Origin of the sequence: Pantoea sp. WMus005, from assembly GCF_013415305.1 — a bacterium.
Taxonomy (GTDB): domain Bacteria; phylum Pseudomonadota; class Gammaproteobacteria; order Enterobacterales; family Enterobacteriaceae; genus Pantoea; species Pantoea rara.
Genome location: NZ_JACBXU010000002.1, coordinates 273,005 through 291,691, shown reverse-complemented (window position 1 = coordinate 291,691; position 18,687 = coordinate 273,005). Strand labels below are relative to the sequence as shown.

Here is an 18,687-nt window from a genome sequence, read left to right as displayed (position 1 = left end):
ATCTATGGGTAAAAAATGAAAATTCAATTAATTATTAAAGACAGTAATGGCAATGTGATTGCTAAGCATGCTTTACAACCCGGACAGTCGCTGGCACTGGAGTCCATACCTCAGGCTGCGTCCTATGAAGTTCACAGCGTTGATGGGCAGCCTCCGCAGAAGATCGTTGCGTCAAAAGCTAACGGCCAGATGAAATTTAAGCTCATAGATGATGTAACGGGTGAGCAGTATGACATCGTCCTGCAAAACGTTAGCGCAGAAGATCTGCCCGTCATGACCGCCTCTGGCCCGGATGGTGTGGCCTATGCGTATAACTATGATGCAGCTAATAGCGTATATGAACTGGTCACGGCGACTTCGGATCCCCTGTTTGCCGACGATGTGTATGTGGCGGGTGGTGTTTTAGGGGGTCTGGCGGCAATCATTGGTGTGGCTGCAGCATCAAACTCTGGCGGCGGTGGTTCCTCCTCAAGGGATAACAGCTCTGGTGCCAGCGAGGTGCCTGGCACGACACCAACGCTTATCGACGATGCCGGTAATGCGGTTGCCAATGGCAGCAGCACCAGCGACAGCACCCCGACCCTCAGCGGCGGCGGCATGCAGCCCGGCTCCACCGTAATCATTAAAGATGGTCAGACCATAATTGGTGAAACCACGGCGGGTGCGGACGGCAGCTGGACCTTTACCCCCGACGCGCCGCTGGATGACGGCGAGCACGCGCTCGTGATCGACGGCACCGACGCAAACGGCAACGCCAGCAGCAGCACCGTCGACGTCACCGTTGACACCAGCGCCACTACGCCCGGCCTGACCGACGATGCCGGTAACCCGGTCGCCGACGGCACCGCGACCAGCGACACCACCCCGACTATCGGCGGCGGCGGCATGCAGCCCGGCTCCACCGTGGTGATCACCGACGGCGACACCGAGCTCGGCACCGCCACCGTGGGCGAGGACGGCAGCTGGACCTTCACCCCCGACGCGCCGCTGGCTGACGGCGAGCACGCGCTGGTGGTTGACGGCACCGACGCGCACGGTAACGCCAGCAGCAGCACCGTCGACGTCACCGTCGACACCAGCGCCACGACGCCCGGCCTGACCGACGACGCCGGTATCCCGGTCGACGACGGCACCGCGACCAGCGACACCACCCCGACGATCAATGGCGGCGGCATGCAGCCCGGCTCCACCGTGGTGATCACCGACGGCGACACTGAACTCGGCACCGCCACCGTCGGCGAGGACGGCAGCTGGGCCTTTACCCCCGACGCCCCGCTGACCGACGGCGAGCACGCCCTCGTGATCGACGGCACCGACGCGCACGGCAACGCCAGCAGCAGCACCGTCGACGTCACCGTTGACACCAGCGCCACTACGCCCGGCCTGACCGACGACGCCGGTAAGCCGGTCGCCGACGGCACCGCGACCAGCGACACTACCCCGACGATCAATGGCGGCGGCATGCAGCCCGGCTCCACCGTGGTAATCACCGACGGCGACACCGAACTCGGCACCGCCACCGTGGGCGAGGACGGCAGCTGGGCCTTTACCCCCGATGCCCCGCTGGATGACGGCGAGCACGCGCTGGTGGTTGACGGCACCGACGCGCACGGTAACGCCAGCAGCAGCACCGTCGACGTCACCGTCGACACCAGCGCCACTACGCCCGGCCTGACCGACGACGCCGGTAAGCCGGTCGCCGACGGCACCGCAACCAGCGACACCACCCCGACGATCAATGGCGGCGGCATGCAGCCCGGCTCCACCGTAATCATTAAAGATGGCGAGACCATAATTGGTGAAACCACGGCGGGCGAGGACGGCAGCTGGGCCTTTACCCCCGACGCCCCGCTGGATGACGGCGAGCACGCGCTGGTGGTTGACGGCACCGACGTGCACGGCAACGCGATGAACGACACCGTGAACGTTACCGTCGACACCAGCGCTACCGTCCCGGGGCTGACCGATGACACCGGCAAGCCGATCGCCGACGGCGTGACCACCAGCGATACCACCCCGACTATCGGTGGTGACGGCATGCAGCCCGGCTCCACCGTTACCGTCTCCGACGGCAAGACCGAGCTCGGCACCGCCACCGTGGACGAGGACGGTAGCTGGACCTATACGCCCGACGCCCCGCTGGCCGACGGCGACCACGCAATCGTAATCGATGGCACTGACGTGCACGGCAACGCGGTAAATGACAGCGTGAACGTCACTGTCGACACCAGCGCCACGACTCCTGCAGTGACCGACGACGCCGGCAAGCCGGTGGCCGACGGCACGACCACCAGCGACACCACCCCGACTATTGGCGGCGGCGGCTTGCAGCCCGGCTCCAGCGTGGTGATCACCGACGGCGACATTGAACTCGGCACCGCCACCGTGGGCGAGGACGGCGGCTGGACCTTCACGCCGCAAACACCGCTGGCCGACGGCGACCACGCGCTGGTGGTTGACGGCACCGACGCGAACGGCAACGCCAGCAGCAACACGGTGAACGTTGACGTCGATACCAGTGCCACCGCGCCGGGCCTCACCGACAACGCCGGTAAGCCGGTCGCCGACGGCAGCAGCACCAGCGACACCACCCCGACTATCGGCGGCGGCGGCATGCAGCCCGGCTCCACCGTCATCGTCTCAGACGGCGACACGCAGCTCGGCACCACCACCGTCGATAACGACGGCAACTGGACCTTCACGCCAGACGCCCCGCTGGCCGACGGCGATCACACCCTGGTCGTTAACGGCACGAGTGCAGATGGCAACGCCGCCAGCAGCAACATAAACGTCACCGTCGACACCAGCGGCACCGTGCCTGGCCTCACTGACGACGCCGGTAAGGCGGTTGCCGACGGCGCAACCACCAGCGACAGCACTCCGACGTTCAATGGCGGCGGTATGCAGCCCGGCTCCACCGTTACCGTCTCTGACGGCAAGACCGAACTTGGCACCGCCACCGTCGACAAGGACGGCAGCTGGACCTTCACGCCGGACGCCCCGCTGGCCGACGGCAAGCACGCCCTGGTCATCAGCGGCACCGACGAAAACGGCAATGCCAGCAGCAGCGCCATAAACGTCACCGTCGACACCAGCGCCACCGTGCCGGGTCTCACCGACGACGCCGGCAAGGCGGTCGCCGACGGCGCGACCACCAGCGACACCACCCCGACTATCGGCGGTGACGGCATGCAGCCCGGCTCCACCGTGGTGATCAACGACGGCGACACCGAGCTCGGCACCGCCACCGTGGACGAGGACGGCAGCTGGACCTTCACGCCGGACGCCCCGCTGGCCGACGGCGACCACGCCCTCGTGGTTAACGGCACCGACGCCAATGGCAATCAGGTGAATGACACCGTGAACGTCACTGTCGACACCAGCGCCACCGTGCCGGGCCTCACCGACGACGCCGGCAAGCCGGTCGCCGACGGCAGCCGCACCAGCGACACCACACCGACCCTCAGCGGCGGCGGCATGCAGCCCGGCTCCACCGTCTCCGTCTCAGACGGCAAGACCGATCTCGGCACCGCCACCGTGGGCAAGGACGGCAGCTGGAGCTTCACGCCGGACGCCCCGCTGGCCGACGGCGACCACGCCCTCGTGGTTAACGGCACCGACGCCAATGGCAATCAGGTGAATGACAGCGTGAATATCACCGTCGACACCAGTGCCACGACGCCTGCACTGACCGACGACGCCGGCAATCCGGTCGCCGACGGCGCAACCACCAGCGACAGCACCCCGACTATCGGCGGCGGCGGCATGCAGCCCGGCTCCACCGTGGTGATCACCGACGGCGACACCGAACTGGGCACCGCCACCGTGGGCAAGGACGGCAGCTGGACCTTCACGCCGGAAAACCCGCTGGCCGACGGCGAGCACGCCCTGGTCATCGACGGCACCGACGCCAGCGGTAACCAGGTTAATGACACCATTCATGTCGTGGTAGAAACCGCGCCGTCGATCGAACTTGTTGATGATAAGGGTATCGCTATTCTGGATGGCGACACTGTTAGTGACAGCACCCCAACCTTCAACGGTAAAAACTTCGAACCGGGAACCAATATCGCCATCGCTGATGGCGAAACGACGCTGATCACGGTGACAGTGGGTGAAGATGGAAGCTGGACCTTCACGCCGGAAAACCCACTGGCTGAAGGTGCGCACGCTATCAAGGTCACCGTTACCGATTCAGAAGGTGTGAGTGTTGACGGCATCTTCAACGTCACGATTGATACCACCCCGCCAGATGGGGTTGATATCACTACGGTGACGCTGGCCGATGACGATGGCAATGCGATGACCGCTGCGGATGTTACCTCTGAAAATATGCCGACCTTCAATGGCAAAGATCTTGAAGCTGGAGCCACCGTTATTGTTCGCGACGGTGAAACTGTACTGGGCGAAACAACGGTGAATGAGGATGGCAGTTGGTCATTTACGCCATCAACCGCACTCGACGATGGCGATCATCACTTTACGTTTGAAGTAACCGATGCAATCGGCAACAGCAGCGGCATGTCTGAGGCACTGGATCTCTCAATCTCTGCCACCAAAGGTATTAACACCGGTGTTGTGATTACCGACGATGCAGGCAATGTGATTTCGGCTGGTGATGCCATTAACGACAGCACACCGACTTTCAGCGGCACAGACCAGACGCCAGGTGCTACGGTCTCCATCACCGATGGTGAAACCATGCTGGGGAGTGTCGTGGTTGCTGACGATGGCAGCTGGAGCTTTACCCCAGAGACAGCACTTGCAGAAGGTGATCATGCATTAATCGTGACCGTAACGGATCCTGCAGGCATTAGCAGCAGCGACACCATTAAAGTTGTCGTCGACACTATTGCACCTGATATGCCCGATACAGCCAGTATTGTCGTAACTGATGACACAGGTGCCGTTTTAGTCGCGGGCAGCCTGACTCACGAGACTACACCAACTTTCACCGCATCAGGGCTGGAAGCTGGCACCACTCTTATCATTCGCGATAATGGCACCATACTGGATGAAACCCTGGTGAAAAGTGACGGGAGTGGGTCCTTTACACCGTCTGAAGCACTGGGAGAGGGCGAGCACAGCTTCACATTTGAAGCTGTAGATGCAGCAGGCAATCGCAGCGGGCAATCTGAAGCGGTTAAGTATGTCGTAGACTCCGTTGCGCCTGAAGGAGTAAATACCACTTCAGTGGTGATCACCGATGAAGTCGGTACTGTTGTCAAGGCGACAGATACGCAGAAGGACAGCAAGCTCACTTTTAGCGGCAGTGATCTTGAACCTGCTGCTACCGTAACGCTGTACGACAAAGACGTGATTGTGGGCAAAACCACAGTAGCGAAGGATGGTAGCTGGAGTTTTGCGGCTGATGACGGCTTGTATGATGGTAGCCATGAGCTGACCTTTACAGTAACGGATGCCGCGGGTAACAGCAGCGATCCTTCTGCGGTAATGGACCTGACCGTTCAGGCTCTCAGCCTGAACGCATCCGATAATGTCAGCTCTGGTGCCGCAATCGGCTTCGCCTATCCGGTTGATGTGGCGGAAGACCTGGGCACGGTATTGAGCGATGGTGGCTTTTTTTCTTTGGGCAGCAGAATTCCCAGTGAGATTATTATCGTGCCGGATGGCTCGATTATGGATCTGAATGTCACCGCCACCTCTTCCGCATTTGTCAATGTGGCCAGCAACGCAACGCTGGTGTTGCAGAAGTATGATTCGTCGACTGGCGCATGGGTGACGGTTTCTCAGGATGACACCAGTAACCTGTTTGGCATATTTGGTCTGGGTGCCACAACCTCAACTATCACGCTGACCGGTTTGACTGCGGGACAATACCAGCTGGTTTACACCACCGCTGGCGTTAACCTCGGCGCGAGTTTTGACCTGAAAGCCTCTAAAACCCTTTATACCATCGCGGAACAGGGCACACCAACGGACTACACAACGGCAACCGGTAACGTCATATCAGATGTTGACAGTGTCTACGGCTCAGATGGTATTCCGCACAGTGCCCTCACCTCGGTGAGTGCGGTAAGCGTGACTGACAGTGATGGCAAAGTTACCTCTGCCACACTGGATGCCACGACGAAAACGGCAACCCTGGCAGGTCAATATGGCACGCTGGTCATTAATTCTGATGGCAGCTATTCCTACACACCGGTTTCATCTATGGACAGCATCGGTAAGGTTGATACCTTTACCTATACCCTTACCGATTCCGGCACCAGTCAAAGCTCATCAGCCCGGATTTATGTGCAAATTGGTACCACCAATGATGCCCTGAAGCTGAGCTGGGATGCGACTAATCCTGCAGCAGCGGCCTTAACCGACATTGCTTCCAGTAATGAAGCCGATGCCCGCGTAACCGTGACCTATGAATCATCCAGCGCCACAAATAGTGGCGTTAAACTGGTTGCAGACGGGAACGTTACTTCGACCTTCTCGCTGACGGGTGTTGACGATATGGTCACCGGTTCGCTGTCGCTAAGCACCGAATGGTCAATATTTGGCAATACGTTCGCCACACCATTAAACATCACCTATGCGGTACAACAGCAAAACAGTGATGGCACATGGGCAACGGTGAAAACCCAGAATGCCGTGGTGGCTGCCGGTTCGCACAATGGAGAAGTTATCCAGAACGTCGATATGTCAACGCTCATGTCAGATCTGGGCAAAGGCACTTATCGCGTCGCCATTTCAACCACCGGTCCAACAAATACGGTGACAATGGATATGACGGTGCAGGCTATCAGCACCACAGATTACGAGATCATCTCGGATGTAGTGGCAAGCGGTAATGTCCTGACCGACGAAGGAACGGACGGCGCGGTGGACAAGCTGAGTTCAATTTACACCAGAATATATGCGAAAGCAGGTGACAGCACCGATTCGCTGGTCATTGATGACAGCTACACCTGGGTCACTGAAAGCGGCGTTTCCATTGCAGGTCAGTACGGCACGCTGTTGATCTATAACAACGGCACCTACACCTATACGCCAGACACAGCAACACTCCCAACCGGTTCTGAGGACGTGTTTACCTACGCGCTGAAAGGTGCCAATGGTGAAGTCGTCAATGCGACGCTGACCATTAATCTGGGCATTGGGGTTGATGGCTACAGCCGTGGTGCGCTGGTCTACCACGGCACGGATGCGGGTGATATTTTTGATATCTATGACACGCAATTCGCCTCGGTAGAGGGTGGCAAAGGCAACGATACGCTGGCATGGCGTGGCAAGGGTGAACTTGTACTGAGCAGCATCGCGGCGAAGGTCAATGATATTGAATCAGTCAGGCTCACATCGACCACCGGCACAGATAATGTGGTGATTGATGCGCAAAGCGTGCTGGATGTGACCAATGATAACAATACTCTGTATATCAAGGGGATCGCTGGCGATAAGGTGACGCTGGAAGGCACCTGGGTCAACAGTGGCACGGTTATCGTCGACAGCATCTCTTACACGCATTACACCAGTACAACAGCTGCCGGTACAGTGGCCGAAATCTACGTGCAGCAGGGACTGAGTCTCTCGTCAACCACCTACACAGATAGCCAGAATGGAACGGAGTATACCGTTACCGCTGCGCAGGATGTTACCGGTACGACAAGCGACGATATCTTTAACGTAAGTGATACCAGCTTTATCCACATTGATGGTGGTGAAGGTCTGGATACGCTGGTATGGAGCGGTAAGGGCACGCTGACACTAAGCGATCTCCAGTCAAAAATCAGCAATATCGAAGAGATTGATCTGGTTAATGACAGCGCAGTTAACACAGTGGTTATTACCGCGCAAAACGTGGCGGATATCACGGATGCGAACAACACGCTGTTTGTTAAAGGTTCTATCACCGATCAGTTGACGCTGACAGGTAGCTGGACGCTTGCAGGCAAGGAAGTGGTCAACAATGTGGATTATGTCCACTACGTCGGAACCACCGATGATGGTCAGACAGTGAATCTCTATGTTGATAGTGACATGAAGCTGAGCAGCACGGTGACCGCGCCTGAACACAATGCAGCCGACGTGACGGGTGATGTTGCTCTGCTCAGCGACAAGGTCGCACAGACCACCACAATGAACACCGCCACCAGCAGCTTTACCAGTGCGAGCTTCACGGTTAACAGCGCCAGCGATCTGCAGGAGATTAACGTCAGCGTAACCGGGCCGTCGATCAATGCCATTAACACCGTTTTGGTAAACTGGTCGTTGCAGGTTTATAACGCCCAAACGCTGCGCTGGGATACGGTAACCAGCGGCAGCCAGCTTATAACGTCCAGCAATGCGTTGAATGTTTCACTGGACGGACAGTCGCCAGGCACTTATCGGGTTGTTGTAGATAGTGCTCAGGCTGGCTTTACAGGCTGGTTGTGGCAGAACTACTACGACACGCTGAGCGTCAAAGTTACAGCAAATATCGTCAGCACCACCGACTATAAAGTCAGCACCAGCTCAAGCGCGTCTGGTTCGGTCTTCGCCAGCGACAGCACGGCAGACAGCACCCAGCAGGTGAAATCCATCGCGGCAGGCATTGTTGCCGGTGCAGCAAGCTACACGCTGATTGCAGCAGCAGGTACAACGATTGCGGGCACCTACGGCACCCTGACTATTCACAACGATGGCAGTTATACCTATACGCTGAACAGCGGCTCGGTGATCAATCTGACCGGCAGTGAAGATGCGTTCACCTATGTTCTGGCGGATGGGTCGACCAAAAATCTGGTGATCACGCTGGGTGTTTCGGTGGATGGCGCAGAAGGTGGCGCGCTGATCTTTGCCGGTACCGTTGGCGATGACAGCTTCACCGTGCATGACACCCAGTTCACGTCGGTGGAGGGTAAGTCGGGTCAGGATACGCTGGTCTGGAATGGTGGAGGTGAGCTGAACCTCAGTGAGATTGCGGACAAAGTCCATAATATCGAAATCATCGACTTGCAGAATAACACCCAGGCCACGGCGCTGCTGATCGGTGCCGATGATATTGAGAAAATCACCGATGCCGATAACGTGCTGTATGTCAGGGGGGGCAGTAATGACTCCCTTTCATTACAGGGCGTGTGGATCGTTAACGGCGTGGAAACGCTGAATAACATTACCTACACCCTGTACACCAGCACGGCGCTCGATGGCGCAGCGATCAAGCTCTATGTTCAGCAGGGGCTGCACTTTAACGAAGTCACCGAGCATCTGACCGGTTCGTTAATGGATGCGTCTGACGACCTGAGCGTGGTATCGGTGAGCCAGAATGGTGAAACCACCGCAATCACCGACAGCGCAGTCAGCTTCAAAGGGAATTACGGCACGCTGGTTATTGATAAAGCAGGTCACTACAACTATGTGGTGGATGACGCTAATGCACACAGTGGTAACACCGACACCTTCACCTATGCCCTGTCAGATGGCAGCAATGCCTCTCTGAGCTTTAATCTGGGGATTGATGTCAATGGCAGCGCGGGTGGTGAAATCACCTTTACCGGCACCCGCGGTGGAGATGTTTTCGAAGTCTATGACACAGATTTCACCTCAATCAACGGTGCAGAGGGCAACGATACGCTGGCCTGGCATGGCACGGGTACGCTGAATCTCAGCGATATCTCCGCCAGGGTCAACAATATCGAAACCCTCGATCTGATGACGGATGCCGGAAAAGACAATCTGGTGGTCAGTGCAGAAAGTCTGCTGAAGATAACGGATAACAATAATACGTTATATGTCCGGGGTGAAAATGGCGATACGGTTACGCTGAACGGAAACTGGGAGCAGGCGGAAGGATTAGTGGCAAATGGGGTTAACTATAACCACTACACCAGTTCTGCAGCCGATGGCTCCGTGGTACAGTTATATATCGAAGATGATGTCACCATCGGATAATTAACATCCGCATTAAAAGCAGGCTGGGTTATTTATACCAGCCTGCTTTTTCCTCGCGCGCCATGCCGCTCTTTATGACTGAGGTATATTTAACTTTTAAAATATCATGAAAAAAATAATTATCATTTTGCACTGTATTTTAATTATCCCATATTCTTTTGCTGCGGAAAAAAAACTATTCACTGCCAGTCAGCCTGGTGTTAATGAATCCCCATCGGGTTTCTGGGGCGCATTGTCTAAAACGCCTGAGCCCGGAAAATTGCCGGCTGGCGGAACGGCCGTAGCGGATAAATTACACATTAATTCGTCCGAAATTGAGATGCAGCCTGCAGAAGCAGGTCAGGCAAAGAATTTTCCTGCTGACTGGCAGGCCGCCATTCAGCTGGCGGTTAATCATCATCCTTCGATCAACAGCAGCATTGCCACACTGGAATCCTCAGGATTTACTATCGATGCCGCTAAAGCGGGCTATCTGCCTGCCATAAAAGCGGGTATCACTACAGGTCGCCAGCAGGATGAGGGCAGCGGCCATATCGCGACCGTCGGCCTCTCGCAGATGCTCTACGACTTTGGTAAAACCGGCAGCGCGGTCGATCAGGCCAGCGCGAAATATCTGCGTCAGCAGGCCACTGTTCTGATGCAAATCGACACCATCGTTGAACAAACCGCACTGGCATTAAATGAAGTCTATCGCTCCACGCAGCTGCTTGATAACGCGAAGAAAGAAGTTAAAGCCCTGCGTGATATCCTGGCACTGACGCAACTGCGCGCCGATGCCGGTGCCAGTACCCGGGTTGATCCGGTTCAGGCGCAGGCGCGCGTTGAAGCTGCCCAGGCGTCACAGCTGGATCTGGAGATCAAACTGCAGCAGCAGAAATATCATCTGCAATCGCTGCTCGGCCAGCCGGTCGCGGAGAAGAAAATATCTGCACCGGTCTCTTTATTACCACTGATTGAACGCCAGAGCGCGCGGGTCGACCTTAACCGCAACCCAACCATTCTGGTCGCCCAGGCCGATGCCGCCGTTGCGCTGGCCGAATTACGTAATTACAAAGCGCAGCGCTATCCCACGTTATCGCTTGAAGCCAACACCAATAAATATATCGGCGATATCGCGGATTATCAGCGTCATAGTCAGTATCAGAATGTCTATTTATCCGTTAACAGCACGCTTTATCAGGGCGGTGCATTAGTGGCGCAGGAAAGCGCCAGTGCCAGAGCGCTGGAAGCGGCCAGAACAACCATTGCCAGTAAGAAACTGGAAATTACCGACCAGCAAAGAAATTATTTCCAGAGTGTTAAGGGATTGCAGAGAAATATCACTCTGCTGACCAGCCGCAAGAAAACCATTATGGAAACGCGCGCCCTCTATCGGGAACAATATTTATCGCTGGGGAATCGCAATGTCCTCGACTTACTCAATGCCGAACAGGAAATAAGCCGCGCCGAGCAGGATTTAATTAATGCGCGCTGTGATCTGTGGGCCTCTTCCGTAAATTATCTGGTGGTCACCGGTATGGCACGTGAAGCGTTTAACTTAAATAACCAGGTGATTCAGGGCCTGCGCATTGCGCCCTGATTCTGTCAGCAATAAAGAGAAGGTAAAAATGGACAACGTATCTGACAGAGAAAGTGCTTCAGCCCAGCCTGAGGCAAAAAAAGCCTACATCCCCTGGCTTGAGGCCCTGCTGATGGTGGCGAAACATTACCGGCTTGATGGCTCGCCTGAACGGGTGAAAGGGGAAGCGGAATGGCACATGCAGCATCTTTCTCAGGACGCCCTGATTGAAAATATGGCGCGCCAGCTTGGGCTGCTGGTCATTTTTGACGCGTTTGACCCGGATCAGCTCGATCCCTGGCGCATGCCGCTGATCGTCGATTTTGGTTCACGCGGCGTCGGCGTCATCACCACGGTAGGTGAAGAAGGCAAGGTCAGTGTCATGCTGAGCGGTGAAAAACAGCTGCAGAGCACATTGAGTATTGACGAACTGACGCAGTATGCGCAGCGCGTACTGTTGGTAAAACCAGAGTCCTCGGTGCCGGATGCGCGGGTAGATGACTACATCAAACCGCATCGGGCTGACTGGCTGTGGCAGACCATCCTTCAGGAGTGGCCAGCCTACGTAAATGTGATGTTTGCGTCGCTGATCTCCAACGTGCTGGGCCTCTCAGCGATGCTGTTCACTATGCAGGTGTATGACCGGGTGATCCCGTCCCAGTCCGTTCCCTCTCTCTGGGTGCTGTTTGGCGGCGTGATGATCGCCCTGACCTGCGTTTTTGTCATGCGCATTATCCGCACGCATATCTCTGATATGGCCGGTAAAAGTGCGGATCTGCGCATTTCTGATCGCGTCTTTGGCCATGCGTTGCGTATCCGTAACGATCAGCGGCCCAAATCGACCGGATCCTTTATCGCCCAGATCCGCGAGCTGGAGCAGATCCGCGAGCTGATTACCTCCACCACCATTTCAGCGATTGCCGATTTGCCTTTTTTAATCATCTTTCTCTTTATCCTCTGGTTACTGGGTGGATGGCTGGTGCTGGTTCCGCTGGCGGCGATTCCGCTGATTGTTATTCCTGGCCTGCTGGCGCAGGGATCGCTGGCGAAGCTCTCTAAGGCCACCATGCGCGAGTCTGCGGTTCGCAGCGCCATGCTGGTTGAGACCGTGCAGGGCATGGATGACATCAAGCTGCTGCGCGCAGAGCCCTACTTCCAGAACCAGTGGAATCACCTGAATGAGGTGATCAGTAAATCTTCGCAGAAGCAGCGTTTTATCAGCGGTCTGTTGATGAGCTGGACCAGTGAAGTCCAGACCGTTGCCTATGTGGGCGTGGTACTGGTGGGTGCCTTCTTTGCCATGAGCGGCGACCTCTCTACCGGCGTGTTAATTGGTTGCTCAATGCTGGCATCACGGATGATGGCCCCGCTGGGCCAGCTGGCGATGATCTTTGGCCGCTGGCAGCAGGCCAAAGTGGCGCGTGAAGGACTGGAGAACCTGCTTAACAGCGAGGTCGATCAGCCAGAACGCAGCGTCAAAATTCATCGTCCGCGCATTAACGGCGAATATACGCTCTCTGATGTCATCTATCGCTACGACCCAAACACCCCTGATCCTGTGCTGACGGTGAAAAAGCTGACGATTAAAGCGGGTGAAAAAGTGGCGCTGCTGGGACGCAACGGTTCCGGTAAATCGACGCTGCTGCAACTCATGGCTGGCCTGTTACAGCCAGGCGAAGGCGCGTTGCTGCTGGATGGCGTGCGCCTTTCCTCCATCGATCCGCTGGATGTCCGTCGTGACGTCGGGCTGCTCACCCAGAACTCATCTCTGTTTTACGGCACGATCCGCGAGAACTTAAGCCTCGGCATGCCGCTGGCAACTGAAGAGGAGATGCTGCAGGCACTGGAGATCAGTGGTGCCCTGGACTTTATCCAGCGGCTGCCGGAAGGCATGGATTACCTGTTGCAGGAGGGCGGTAAAGGCTTGTCTGGCGGACAGCGTCAGCAGTTGTTGCTGGCACGTACCCTGCTCCGTCAGCCCAGTGTGCTGCTGCTGGATGAACCCACGGCCTGGCTGGATGATGTCGCTGAAAAACATCTGGTTGAACGACTGATGACATGGATGGGCAACCGCACGCTGATTATCGCCACGCACCGTCCGGCAGTTTTGCAACTGGTTGATCGCATCATGCTGATCGACAAAGGCCGGATTGCGCGGGATGGTACCAAAACAGAGATGCTGGTCACCCGGCCTGAAACCAGCGCCACGCCTCAGCAGGGCAAAGTAAATGTTAAACCGCAGGGAGCCCAGCCATGATTTTCGCCTTATTCCGTAAAAAGAGGCCTCAGCGCTCCCGCAGGCGCACCTCTTCCGGTGGCCTCATCATCCTGTCGATGCTGGTCATGCTGCTGCTGTTCTTTTTCTGGGCCTCTTACTTTGAACTGGATGAAGTTACCGTGGGTGTCGGCAAAGTGGTGCCCAGCTCACACGAGCAGATCATCCAGTCGCTTGAGGGCGGGATCCTGAAAGAGCTGAAGGTTCACGAAGGGGATGTGGTTGAGGCGGGCCAGGTGCTGGCCACGCTGGATCCGACCCAGATTGACTCGGGTGTGCAGGAGAGCACCTCACATTTACGGGCTGCGCTGGCAACCGCAGCGCGCCTGCAGTCTGAGACCGCCGGCACACCGCTGACATTCCCGAAAGAGGTATTAGCCGATCCGCCCTTAGTGGCTGCAGAGACGGCGCTTTACCACTCGCGGCAGGAAAACTACAGCAAAACCATCAGCGGCCTGACCGAAGCGCTGAGCCTGATAAACCGTGAGTTACAGCTGACCTCTTCGCTGGTGGCAAAAGGCGCCGCCAGTAATGTGGAAGTGCTGCGCCTGAAACGCCAGGCAAACGACCTGCAGAACAAGCTCAACGATGCGAAGAATACCTACATTGTTCAGGCGCATGAAGAGCTGGCGAAAGCCAATGCCGAAGCGGCGTCTCAGCGCTCAATTATCATCGGCCGCGCGGACTCCCTGAAGCGCACGGTCATCCTCACGCCGGTCAGAGGGATTGTTAAAGATATCGAGGTGAACACGGTCGGTGGCGTTATCCCGCAGCGCGGCAATCTGATGGAGATTGTGCCACTGGATGAGCAACTGATGATTGAGGCGCAGATCCCCCCGCGCGATGTTGCCTTCATCACGCCAGGCCAGCGTGCGGTGGTGAAGCTGACTGCGTATGACTACAACATCTATGGCGGTCTGGAGGGCAAAGTGGCCTCTATCTCACCTGACACCATTCAGGATGAAGTGCATCGCGACCAGTATTATTACCGCGTCTACATCCGCACCGATAAGGATTATCTGGTCAATAAAAAGGGCAAAAAGTTTCCGGTTTATCCGGGCATGATCGCGATGGGTGAAATACACACCGGCAGCAAAACCATTATGGATTATCTGCTGAAACCGCTGAACCGGGCGAAGGAGGCGCTGCGGGAGAGGTAACGATAAGGTTTGCTGCCCCGGAAGATGGGGCAGCAGACAGCCAGTCTGAGGGTGGAACAGACTCTTCAGCCACTGCTGCCAGCCAGTCATTTCTGCTCATACTCCCCCTTCCCCCTCTTGTTTTCCCTCCTTCCCGATTATTTCAAAAAAGGCATTGCGGTGGTCAGTCTGATCGTCAGGTTGTGGCCATTTTTTAATATTTACATGGCATAACCCCTTTGTTTAGATGATAACTGACAAGGTGAATAACAAAATAATCGGAACCTTATGATGATGAAGGCGTTGACTGAACGGCAACTGACGATTATGCGACAGCTTATTTCTCATAACAGTTATGTGAGCCTGCACACTATTTCAGAAAAAACGGCCATCACTACCCGAACATTGCGCCGCGACATCGCCGATATTAATGAAAAACTCTCTGACCAGGGAATCAACCTCAGCGGTAAAAGTGGGAGAGGGATCACAATTAAATTTGCCGATGCGCAGTCTGAAATAGCTGCACGACGAATTTTCTCAACGGAAGTGGATGATTTCAGCAGCAACTTCAGGATGCTGAAAATAGCCTCTGATTTATTAATGCTGTCGCCAAAAAGTTCGTCCATTAGTGAACTGGCAGATAAATATTTTATCAGCCGCGCGTCGATAGTGAATGATTTAAAAACATTGGAAGCCTGGTTACATCAGTTTGATTTAACCTTATTAAAAAGTCGCGTCGGCACCAGCATAAAAGGCAGCGACCCTGATATTCGCATGGCGATGAAAGCGCTGGTGCTAAAATCGATTTATAACCGTCAGGATATGATGGAAAGCCGTCTGGATGAAAGCACGCTGCAGGAGCTTTCAGAGAAGTTTGGCCAGCAGGCTGTCCACTTTACCCTGCAATTAATTAATTTTATTGAACAGCAACTGCAATACACGATAAGCGATCCTTACTACATCAATTTATTTACCCATATTCTGGTGCTGATCCACAGGAGTCACTCTCCGCTGCTCAGAACGGATGCCCGCGCGGTGTCGATGAACCGGGTCAGCGATCGCCATGCCTGGCAGGTTTCGCTGGCGGTGATAGAACGCATCGAGACCGCTTATAACACGGTGCTGGTGGCTGAGGAGTCTCACTCCATCTATCAGTATCTCGTCTCCTCCGGTAAGGCAGGCGGCGAGACACCACCACACGATGACGCACTGATTTCAGAACGCGAAACCCGCTTCGCAGAAGCACTGATTAGCCGGGTGGCGCAGCGCATCAACATTGAAATCACCACTGACCAGAACCTGCAGGCTTCACTGTCATCCCATATCAAGCCGATGCTGAACCGCCTCAGATATCACATCCGGATTAAAAATCCGCTGCTGCATGATATCCAGACCGAGCTGGGAACGGTGTTCGCCGCTGTCAAAGCGGTCATTAGTCAGCTGACGCAGGAGTACAACCTGGATGCGATCAGTGACGATGAGGTGGCTTACCTGACGGTGCATATTCAGGCCGCCATCGAAAACAGCATCAAGGTAAAACGGGTATTGCTGGTCTGCTCCAGCGGTCTGGGCACCTCGCAGCTGCTTTACGGGCGGATTATCCGCGCCTTTCCTGACTGGAAGATTATCGACATCGTGCCAGGAAAAAACATTGCAGACTCCCTGAAGCGACATGAGTGTGACGTGGTGATCTCCACCATCCGGCTGGAGCCGCTGGAAAAACCGGTGGTCTATGTCTCAGCGCTATTTTCGGCGAAAGATATCGCAAGAGTCACGGAATGTCTGGTATCGAATTCGATTAATTAATAATGGAGAAGCAAAATGACGACAGCCGTAGCGATTAATGAAGTCCTGAAAGAAGAATGTATTATTCTGGATGTCGATTGCCAGACCAAAGAGCAGATCATTTCTCAGCTGACCGACCTGCTCTGCCAGACCGGCGCGGTCACCGATAAAGCGGCGTTTCTGAACGATGTTTATCTGCGCGAGGAATTAGGCTCAACCGGATTTGAAAATCATATTGCGATTCCGCACGGTAAATCCGCTGCCGTAGCCAAAACCCGGATTGCCGTGGGTCGATTACGCCGCGATATTCCATGGGAGACCATCGACGGCACGAAAGTCCGGCTGGTTATTCTCTTTGCAGTAAAAGAGTCTGATAAAGATGTCGGCCATATCAAAATGCTCGCCAAAATATCTATCGCGTTAGGTGACGAAGATGTGGTTGAGCAATTACTGAATGTGGAACATCGCGAAGAGATGTTTCATTTACTGTTATCCCGATCGGGAGCCTGAATAAACCGGAGAGCATCATGAAATAAAAAACTAAGGAGGTATTCCAGGTTGTAGCCATCCCTTCAGACCGAAAAACATAAATATAAAATTTTCACTGGAGAACGTTTATGAACATCATTGCCATTACCGCCTGTCCTACAGGTGTCGCCCACACCTACCTTGCCGAAAGTAATTTAAAAAAAGCGGCTAAAAAACTGGGCCTGAATGTATTAGTTGAAACCCAGGGCGCGATTGAAAGCGAATATATTTTCAGCGACGACGATATTCATCAGGCCGACGTGGTGTTGATCGCCGCAGATAAAAAAGTGGAGATGGTGCGTTTCCGGCACAAAAACGTGATCGAGGTGCCAGTTACCCGTGCCGCTAAAGACGCTGAAGGCTTACTCAGCGCGATTGTTAACGGTGAGCTGGCGCCCAGACTGGTTGACTCCGCCCCACAGGCCGGTGCGGCTGAACCGGCTAACCCTGGCAGAGAGGCGTCGGGTTCCCGTTCGTGGATATCAGAGATTTATGTGCATCTGATCACCGGTGTAAATCTGATGATCCCGTTCGTGGTCGCTGGCGGCATTCTGATCGCCCTGAGCTTTTCATTCGGGATTACGGCGGCCACACCCGGGGACGCGAATTTCAGCCCGATAGCCAAGATGCTCTCTGACATCGGCGGCGGTTCGGCCTTTGCCCTGATGCTGCCGATTCTGGCGCTGGGGATCAGCCAGTCTATCAGCGGCAAAGCGGGCATCGTGGCGGGTGCCGTGGGCGGGATGATGGCGATTCACACCGGTTCCGGCTTCCTCGGCGCGCTGATTGCGGGTTTCCTGGGCGGATATATCACGCTGTTAATCAATAATCATATTCATCTGCCTAAAGCGGTCGCAGGCCTGAAACCCATTTTGATTGTGCCGCTGCTGAGTGTGCTGCTGACCGGTGCACTGATGGCGCTGCTGATTGGCGAGCCGATTAAAATGCTGCTCGGCTGGCTGACCGCCTTCCTCAGTTCACTGGGTAACGCTAACGCTGCCCTCCTCGGCCTGCTGTTCGGCATGATGGTGGCCTTTGATATGGGCGGCCCGCTGAATAAAACCGTCTGTATGTTTGCGATTGGCCTGATGTCGAGCGGGATCTACGGACCGATTGCGGCATGCATGGCGGCGGGCATGGTGCCACCACTGGGCATCGCACTGGCAACCACCCTCTTCCGCCGTAAGTTTACCGAGCAGGAGCGTGAGACCGGCAAGGTCACCTACATCCTCGGCCTTTCATTTATTACCGAAGGCGCGATCCCTTACGCGGTTGCCGATCCGCTGCGCGTCATTCCGGCCATTGTGGCGGGTTCCGGCCTCGCAGGCGCCCTGTCGATGATGCTGGGCTGTGCTTCCCGCGCTCCACATGGCGGCATTTTCGTCATCTTCATTCCTAACGTGATCAGCAATGTTATGGGTTACCTGTTTGCGATTGCCGCAGGCAGTCTGCTGACGGCGCTGATCCTGTTGTTCCTGAAAAAAGACATCTCCGTTCCTGCAAAACAAGGATAAAAC

The 18,687-nt window shown here is 55.7% G+C and carries 7 protein-coding genes; all 7 read left to right on the top strand.

The features are described from left to right. Positions 1–15 precede the first annotated feature (15 nt). The 7 genes from HZZ01_RS11640 to HZZ01_RS11610 all read left to right on the top strand — a co-directional run bounded on the left by HZZ01_RS11640 (position 16) and on the right by HZZ01_RS11610 (position 18,684). Entirely contained in the window at positions 16–9,885 is a 9,870-nt protein-coding gene (locus tag HZZ01_RS11640; protein WP_179897493.1) for a BapA/Bap/LapF family large adhesin, read from the top strand. 319 nt (positions 9,886–10,204) lie between these two features. Beyond that, positions 10,205–11,464, top strand: a complete 1,260-nt coding sequence (locus HZZ01_RS11635) for a TolC family outer membrane protein (RefSeq protein ID WP_255434215.1) — start codon at positions 10,205–10,207, stop codon at positions 11,462–11,464. A 28-nt stretch (positions 11,465–11,492) separates the two neighbouring features. After that, on the top strand, positions 11,493–13,700 hold the full coding sequence (locus HZZ01_RS11630; protein WP_179897490.1) for a type I secretion system permease/ATPase: 2,208 nt from the start codon (positions 11,493–11,495) through the stop codon (positions 13,698–13,700). Beyond that, complete coding sequence (locus HZZ01_RS11625; RefSeq protein WP_179897488.1) at positions 13,697–14,878, top strand: HlyD family efflux transporter periplasmic adaptor subunit; 1,182 nt, start codon at positions 13,697–13,699, stop codon at positions 14,876–14,878. Before HZZ01_RS11630 ends, HZZ01_RS11625 begins: the two co-directional genes overlap by 4 nt. Positions 14,879–15,145: 267 nt before the next feature. Then, positions 15,146–16,663: a transcription antiterminator gene (locus tag HZZ01_RS11620; RefSeq protein ID WP_255434214.1), complete on the top strand. Its 1,518-nt coding sequence runs from the start codon at positions 15,146–15,148 to the stop codon at positions 16,661–16,663. 15 nt (positions 16,664–16,678) lie between these two features. Next, positions 16,679–17,152, top strand: coding sequence for a PTS sugar transporter subunit IIA (locus HZZ01_RS11615; RefSeq protein ID WP_179897486.1), 474 nt, complete (start codon positions 16,679–16,681; stop codon positions 17,150–17,152). A gap of 107 nt (positions 17,153–17,259) precedes the next feature. Beyond that, a complete protein-coding gene (locus HZZ01_RS11610; RefSeq protein WP_179897484.1) occupies positions 17,260–18,684 on the top strand; it encodes a PTS fructose transporter subunit IIC in 1,425 nt (474 codons plus the stop codon). Positions 18,685–18,687 lie beyond the last annotated feature (3 nt).